Below are 6,953 nucleotides of genomic sequence, written 5' to 3' on the forward strand. Positions count from 1 at the left end.
CCCCCAACGTGACCCGCCCCCCGCTCACCCGATCGATCGACGCCACCTGCTTCGCGACGATCGCCGGCGGATACAGCGGAAGCAGGAGCACCGCGGTTCCGATGCGCGGCCGCTCGGTGAGCGCGGCGAGGAGCCCCAGGTTCACCAGCGCCTCCGGAGTGGGAAGCGGTGCCGCGACATGACCACTCGCCCACAGCGAGTCCGCTCCGAGCCTGTCCAGCCGACGGATCTCCTTCTTCTCGCCTCGAACATTGAAGCCGAACAGCACCCGGGGTTCGGCTTCCGACGTCTGAACACCGTTCTCGTGCGGCTGACCCACCGGCCACCTCCAACATCATGTGAAGTGTGGGCAAGGTTACATGCAAGTCGAACTTTCGACAGTGGAATCGACGATCGCCGACGGTATCCGGTGCGGCCTGTTTCATCCCGTCAACGAGGCGATTGCAGCACGAGCGTTGAGCGGGATGGTGCTGTTCGCCTCCTGGTGGTACCAGCCGGGCATCCACTGAACGAACAAGGACTCGGCGGCTTCACACCCCGTTTCACCAGTTCGGGTCGAGGGTGAGCACAGCGTCGCCATCCGCCATCCAGCGATCGAACTCGTCCATGGTCGTGAAGATTGGCTGGCCGCCGAAGGCACGGGTCACCTCAGCGAGTTCGACCACGGCCCGTGCCGGGTCGGAGGCCGCCAGGGTGTATGCCCGCGTGAGCTGCGGCAGCACGATCGCGGCGACGTAGGCGTTGCGCTCGCCTCCCAGCGCTTCGGCCTCATCACGGAGCAGGGCCGCGGTGGCCGCGCTGGTCAGGAGCTCGCGCTCAAGCAGTCGGAGTGCGGACTCCGCGACGCCGTCGGCCCGCGCGGCCACGATCGCGCACTGGAGTCCCTGGACGATGATGGTGCCGGCGACCTGGCCGACGAGACCTCCCACAAGAGCGCCGACCACGGGTATGGGGATGACGGTCTGCCCGACTGCGCCGCAGGCCCAGACGAGGCCGGCGGTGGTCGTGACCGTGGCGCTGCGGGCGGCGAACTCGCCGGCGTCGATCCGCCCCCGGCCGAGATCGAAGCCGGCTTCGGCCACCCCGCACACCGCGCCGGCCATGGCCATCGTCACCGTGCCACCGCCGAGGACCTCGGGCATCAGCCCGGCCCTGGCCGCGACCCGCATCGTCGCTCCGAGACTCGTCGTCGCCCCGGAACGGGCAGCGTTGCGGGCCGCGCTCCCGGCGACGGTGAGGGCGGCGACCCCGGCCGAGGTTTCACCCGCCCGGACCCGCGCCACGGCGCCCGCCGTCCCGACCACAGTTGCGATCATCGCGCCGGCGCCGGCGCCGGCCAGCCCCGCGGTGAGGACCTCGCGTCCAGCCGCGCCCGCGACCTGCGCATCGGCCCAGCCGCCGGGATTCTTCGCCGCGCTGTGCGCTTCACGCATGCTGATGCCGCGGCTGTGCACCGACCCGTGGTGAAGCGTGTCGGTGAGGTGCGCGCGGGTGTCGCGGTAGTCCTCGTACCGCAGCCCATCGGGCGACATGCGTAGCCGCCTGCCCAGAAGATCATCCACAGCGACGAGTTTGTCGGTCGCCACGACCCGCTCCATGCCGGCGTAGTCAGACCGGGCAAGGTCGTGTGCCGTCGTGGTAGCCCGGTTGACGAGCTTGGCCTGCGCCTCGGCGACCAGCCGGTCACCGTCGCGCAGCACCACATCCACCGTCGCCGTCTGCGAACCGCCAGCCATCCACTGGGTGACATGAGCCCGCACCGACGCACCGGCGCGGATGGCGTTGCGGTTGAACGCCAGCGCGTGCATGACCTCGAACATGTGCCCGGCCCGCTGCGGGTTGCCATGATTCGCGTAGCGCTCGGCGAGGCGCTGGACGGTGGCGCGAGTCTCCAGGGTCGCGACCATCTCCGCGGCCGCGCGACGGGTTGCATGATCTACATACGCCCAGACGGCCGCGTCCGCGCCACCTGGCAGCAAGCCGTCGCGAGCAGGGAACCCGCGAGCGCAGGGCTGGTCAGCATCGCCCGCGCTCATGCCGCGGCCGAGCCCGCGTCACGCAGACGCTGCCAGGCATCGTTGACGACCCGGTGGGACAGATCGGTCACCACACCGTCGTCATCGGCGATTCGCGCGCTCATCACCGTCACCGTGGTGGTCGCCAGTGCGACGATCAGCGCGACACGCTGGCGTTGCCGCGGTGTGTAGGTCGCGTAGTCGTCCTTGGCATCGAGCAGCGTCTCCAATCGGGGTAGCCCGTCCAGGATGGCCGCGTACAGGCCGCCAAGAACGTCGCGGATCTGTTCGCTGCGGTTACACACGGCATCCGCCACGGCCTCGGCGCGCCCCAGCTCGGCCTCGGCCTCGTCAAGCCTGCCCGCCGTCTCCTGTTGATCGTTGCGCGCCCTGCGGCCCTGCCACGCCAGAATCCCGGTGAGCACACCACCGAACACCAGGACCATCGGCGCGGCCACGATCGCGCCCAGCACGGTCGTACCGGCGGCGACACCACCACCGCCGGCGGCCAACGAACCGCCACCGAGCCAGGCCAGCGTCGCGCTCGTCGCCGCCGCCCCAGACAGCCCGGAGATCGCCGCGCCGGTCGACGCGGTCGCGACCGCACCCACCGTGGCGAAGGCGGCTGCGCCGACCCCCGCGCCCGCCGCGGCGCTCACAACAGCGCCACCGGCCATCGCACCGACCACCTGCGCGGCGTTCACCTGCACCTGCCGCAACTCGACATCCGCAAGAGCGGCACTCGGTAGGGTGTCGATCGCCGCGAGTTCGGCCATGTCGACGTTCTTCAGCCGACTGAAGACCTCTCGAAACGGGATCAACGCTCCCTCGTACATCTCCCGGCGGACCTTTTCCAGGAGCGTCGTCTCGGCCCCCATCCGCCGGACCAACCGCTCGTGGCGGGCGGTCAGGGCCTCATGTGCCCGCTTGTTGTCCTGGGCCATCCTGACCGCGTCGACCATGGCAATACCCACAGCAGCCCCCGTTGCCGTTTCTGGATCCGCCCCGACCAGTGCCCCCTGCTGTCCGGGCGGCGGATGCCCGGCGGCTGGTCCCGTTTCGCCGCGATTCCCCATAACCGGGCACGAGGAGGCACACAGTACGCGGTGGCCGCCCCGGCACGAAGCGTGGGTGCTCTCCCTTGGCGGCCGTTGGGGCCATAGCATCCGTGCGGGCTCCTGTACGCGACGAGAGCTATGATCATGCACCGTGCGGATGCCCGCAGCCTCGGGTTGAAAGCGGCACAATCGGGAAGCACCCTTGGAACAGTGCCGCGGAGTCCTGCCTGCGGGGATCCCGAGCGATGGCCGCGGCGAGGGTGGGATGCGCGCCGATGGACACAGACGCCGCCTGCGGGGACCAAGCCGCGGCCCCCGCGGCCGCGGTCGACGCCCGGGGCTTTGTCATCGCGTGGAGCCCCGGCGCTCGGCGGCTGTTGGGCTACGCGCCCACCGAGGTGCTGGGACGCGCCGCAGCCGACCTGTTGGCCGCGGACCTTCCCGCGGCGGCCCGGCGATGCGTCGCCGCGCGGATGGGATGGAGCGGCGAGGTCGCGGTACGCCACCGGGACGGCCACCGTCTGGATGTGAGTCTGTGGGCACATCCGTTGGTGGACGCCCGCGGGACAACCCAGTGGTTCCTGACGGCCCGCGCACCGGAGCAGCCAGGCCGCCCGCGCGGCACCGAAACGGACAGCACCGAGACGGCGGTGCTCAAAGACTGGACGCTGGCCCAACTCCCGATCCCGGTGGCGATCTACGATGACAAGGTGCGGCTTGTCGGAGTCAACGAGGCGACGACCCGCGTGATGGGCAGACCCGAAGAGGAGATGCGTGGGCTGCGCCTGCGGGAAATGAACTCCGATCCGCTCTATGAGGAGATCGACAAAGTGCAGGAACAGGTGCTGCGGACCGGGGAGATGGTACGTCACGAAAACTACAGCCGTGCTCCCGGCGAGGCCCGTGAACACGCCTGGTCCGTATTCATTTTCCCGCTGAAGGATCAGGACGGCCAGGTGCACGGCGTTTCCGCCGCGGTACTCGACTACACCGAACAGTACTGGGCCCGGCGTCGACTCGCCATCGTGAACGAAGCCAGCACCCGCATCGGCAGCACCCTGGACGTGACCCGCACCGCCCAGGAACTGGCGGACGTCGCCGCCGGCCGATTTGCCGATTTCGTCAGCGTCGACCTGCTGGACTCCATCGTCCACGGCGAGGAGCCGACGCTCGATCCGGTCACCGGCCCCGTCGTCTTCCGCCGGGTCGCACAGCAGTCCGTCCTGACAGGCTGCCCCGAGTCGGCGGTCACGCCGGGTACGGCCGAATCCCACCCCGAATACTCGCTCCTGGCGCGGACCCTGGCCACCGGCCTGGCCTCGCGGCATTCCATTGATGACCCCGACACCCGCCGATGGACGGCGCACTTCCGGGCCCGCGTCCGGAGTATCCGCCAGTACGGCATCCACTCGGTGATGGCAGCGCCACTGCGGGCCCGCGGCACCACCCTGGGTGTCGCGCTGTTCCTGCGGCATCGCACCCTGGATCCCTTCGACGACGACGACCTGCTGCTCGCCGAGGAGATCTCCGCGAGGGCGGCCGTGGCTGTGGACAACGCCCGCCGCTACTCACGCGAGCGTGCGACCGCACTCACCCTCCAACGCAGCATGCTCCCGCGGCGGATACCCCAGCCGGCGGCCCTTGACGTCGCATCCCGCTACCTACCTGCCGATTCCCAAGCGGGCGTGGGTGGTGACTGGTTCGACGTGATTGCGCTGTCCGGCGCCCGGATCGCCCTGGTCGTCGGTGACGTCGTCGGCCACGGCCTCCACGCGTCGGCGACCATGGGACGCCTGAGCACCGCGGTACGCACCCTCGCCGACATCGACCTGGCCCCCGACGAACTACTCACCCGCCTCGACGACATCGTCATCCGTCTCGACATCGAGGAAGGCCCGACGGCCAGCGACCCCAATGCACACGCCGCCGGGGAAATCGGCGCCACCTGCGTCTACGCGATCTACGATCCCGTCGCCGGCCGCGCCACGCTGGCCCGCGCCGGCCACCCCGCACCCGCCGTCGTCACTCCCGACGGCACGGTCGACTTTCCCGAGGTACCCGCCGGCCCCCCATTGGGCCTGGGCGGCCTCCCCTTCGAGTCCACCGAACTGCAACTGCCGGCAGGAAGCCTGCTCGCCCTCTACACCGACGGCCTGATCGAGGCTGCGGGCCGCGACATCGACCAGGGGCTGACACTGCTACGCCGCGCGCTGACCCACCCCGCCCGATCCCTGGAGGACACCTGCGACAGCGTCCTGGACGCGCTGCTGCCGGAGCGCCCTACCGACGACGTCGCCCTGCTCCTTGCCCGGACGAAGACCCTCGACGCCGATCACGTCGCCACCTGGAGCCTGCCGGCTGAGCCCGCCGTCGTCGCCGACGCCCGCAAACAGGCATCTCACCAACTGACCATCTGGGGACTGGACAACGCCGCATACATCACCGAGCTGGTCGTCAGCGAGCTGGTCACCAACGCCATCCGCTACGGCGGCGGCCCCATCCAGCTCCGGCTCATCCAGGACAACACCCTCATCTGCGAGGTCTCGGACGCCAGCAACGCCGCCCCCCACCTGCGCCGGGCCCGCGTCTTCGACGAGGGCGGCCGCGGCCTGCTCCTCGTCGCCCAGCTCACCCAACGGTGGGGCACCCGGCAAACCGCCACCGGTAAGACCATCTGGGCCGAACAATCCCTCCCCTACGCCGAACTCCCCGCATAGCCGAACGCCGCAGAGATATCCCGAAGCGAACGGACCGGCCTTCCCGTGGTACACCTCGGCACGTCCATCACGACACTGCCGAGACATGGCTCGCCGGCAACACAGATCGCTTTGCAACCTGTCCCATCACCGAAGGTAACCTGGTACGGCTGCTCATCCGTCACGGTCAATCAGCGCAGACAGCGACAGCGGTCGTGTCGGCGCTGACCAGCGATCCCCGCCACGAGTTCTGGCCGGACGAGGTGTCATACCGCGCCGTATCGATGACGGGCGTCATCGGCCACCGGCAGGTGACCGACGCATATCTTGCGCAGCTCGCCCGTGTACGTGACGGCCGTCTCGCAAGTTTCGACCAGGGTCTGGCCAAGCTTCACGACGACGTCGTCGACTTGATCCGTACATAATGACCATAATCCCGTAACTGCCGGTCAGACAGGACGTTCACGTCCCGGTCGCCCACAGGGCAGAGATCGGCAGACAGGCCAGCCCCGTGCCGAAACTGAGTGATTCGGCACCGCAGTAGAACACGAATCCAGCGTGAAACCGTACGCCGAGCCGCCGCTGCAGGAGTTTCAGGCCACGGAAGTCCTCCGCACGTACCGTCTCCGCGAACTTTTCGATGTCGGCCACCTGCCTGACATCACGGCTGAGCAGATCTGAAACGTAGCCCTCGAAGAACCGCTGCCGCCGTCGCGGGTTCTCTCGCCGCCATGCTTCCGGGTAGCCACCCCGGGCCATCCTGGCGAGGTAGTCCTTACGTTTCAGCACCGACGACCCGCTACGCAGGTCGGCACCGAGTGCGAAAGCAGCATCGACGAAGCCGTCGGGAGCGTCGTCGATCTCACCTTGGGACAACGGCCAGAGTTCGACAGTCTCGGATCGACCGGGCAAGGCATCGGGCAGTCCGCGCAATGCGAGCAGCCGCGCAGAGCCGGTCACCAGGAATCGGCCGGGCCGAGGATCACGGTCGACGAGGTTTTTGATTGCCAGCCAGAGATCGGGCACTCGTTGTACCTCGTCGATGAGCATCAGGCCGTCGTGGCGAATGAACCGGACCGGGTCCTCGGTGGCAGCGGCCCGGGTCGCCGGGTCATCGAGAAACCGGGCCACCCCGTCGGACCGCGCCCGCAGCACGACCTCGGCCAGGGTGCTCTTGCCAACCT

At 69.2% G+C, this 6,953-nt stretch carries 7 protein-coding genes; 3 read left to right on the top strand and 4 right to left on the bottom strand.

Annotation, left to right across the window (positions count from 1 at the left end):
• A partial coding sequence (locus U9978_RS23435; RefSeq protein ID WP_322763314.1) for an LLM class flavin-dependent oxidoreductase occupies positions 1-319 on the bottom strand: 319 nt, incomplete at its 3' end.
• A gap of 40 nt (positions 320-359) precedes the next feature.
• On the opposite strand from U9978_RS23435, the gene U9978_RS23440 reads away from it, so the two are divergent.
• The gene (locus U9978_RS23440; RefSeq protein ID WP_322763315.1) at positions 360-509 is read left to right on the top strand and encodes a hypothetical protein; all 150 of its coding nucleotides are present in this window, start codon (positions 360-362) and stop codon (positions 507-509) included.
• Positions 510-542: 33 nt separating this feature from the next.
• Here U9978_RS23440 and U9978_RS23445 read toward each other — a convergent pair whose 3' ends face one another.
• Positions 543-2,036 (bottom strand): hypothetical protein, encoded by a 1,494-nt coding sequence (locus U9978_RS23445; protein WP_322763316.1) that lies wholly within the window; start codon positions 2,034-2,036, stop codon positions 543-545.
• Positions 2,033-2,989 carry a hypothetical protein gene (locus U9978_RS23450; RefSeq protein WP_322763317.1) on the bottom strand — a complete coding sequence of 319 codons (957 nt, stop codon included), beginning with the start codon at positions 2,987-2,989 and terminating at the stop codon, positions 2,033-2,035. The genes U9978_RS23445 and U9978_RS23450 overlap by 4 nt, the downstream gene beginning before the upstream one ends.
• Positions 2,990-3,348: 359 nt before the next feature.
• Between U9978_RS23450 and U9978_RS23455 the strand changes: the two genes are divergently transcribed.
• Positions 3,349-5,790, top strand: a complete 2,442-nt coding sequence (locus tag U9978_RS23455; RefSeq protein ID WP_322763318.1) for a SpoIIE family protein phosphatase — start codon at positions 3,349-3,351, stop codon at positions 5,788-5,790.
• 17 nt (positions 5,791-5,807) lie between these two features.
• Positions 5,808-6,194 carry a TA system VapC family ribonuclease toxin gene (locus U9978_RS23460; protein WP_322763320.1) on the top strand — a complete coding sequence of 129 codons (387 nt, stop codon included), beginning with the start codon at positions 5,808-5,810 and terminating at the stop codon, positions 6,192-6,194.
• Between the two features lie 37 nt (positions 6,195-6,231).
• On the opposite strand, the gene U9978_RS23465 is transcribed toward U9978_RS23460, so the two are convergent.
• Positions 6,232-6,953 (bottom strand): ATP-binding protein (locus U9978_RS23465; protein WP_322763319.1); only part of this gene is annotated, 722 nt, incomplete at its 5' end.

The sequence above is a fragment of the Protofrankia sp. Cr2 genome (genome assembly GCF_963555885.1).
Lineage (GTDB): Bacteria > Actinomycetota > Actinomycetes > Frankiales > Frankiaceae > Protofrankia.

Coding starts and splice junctions, on each gene's coding strand:
- U9978_RS23445 (WP_322763316.1), bottom strand. CDS start 2,036: ATGAGCGCGGGCGATGCTGACCAGCCCTGCGCTCGCGGGTTCCCTGCT.
- U9978_RS23455 (WP_322763318.1), top strand. CDS start 3,349: ATGGACACAGACGCCGCCTGCGGGGACCAAGCCGCGGCCCCCGCGGCC.
- U9978_RS23440 (WP_322763315.1), top strand. CDS start 360: ATGCAAGTCGAACTTTCGACAGTGGAATCGACGATCGCCGACGGTATC.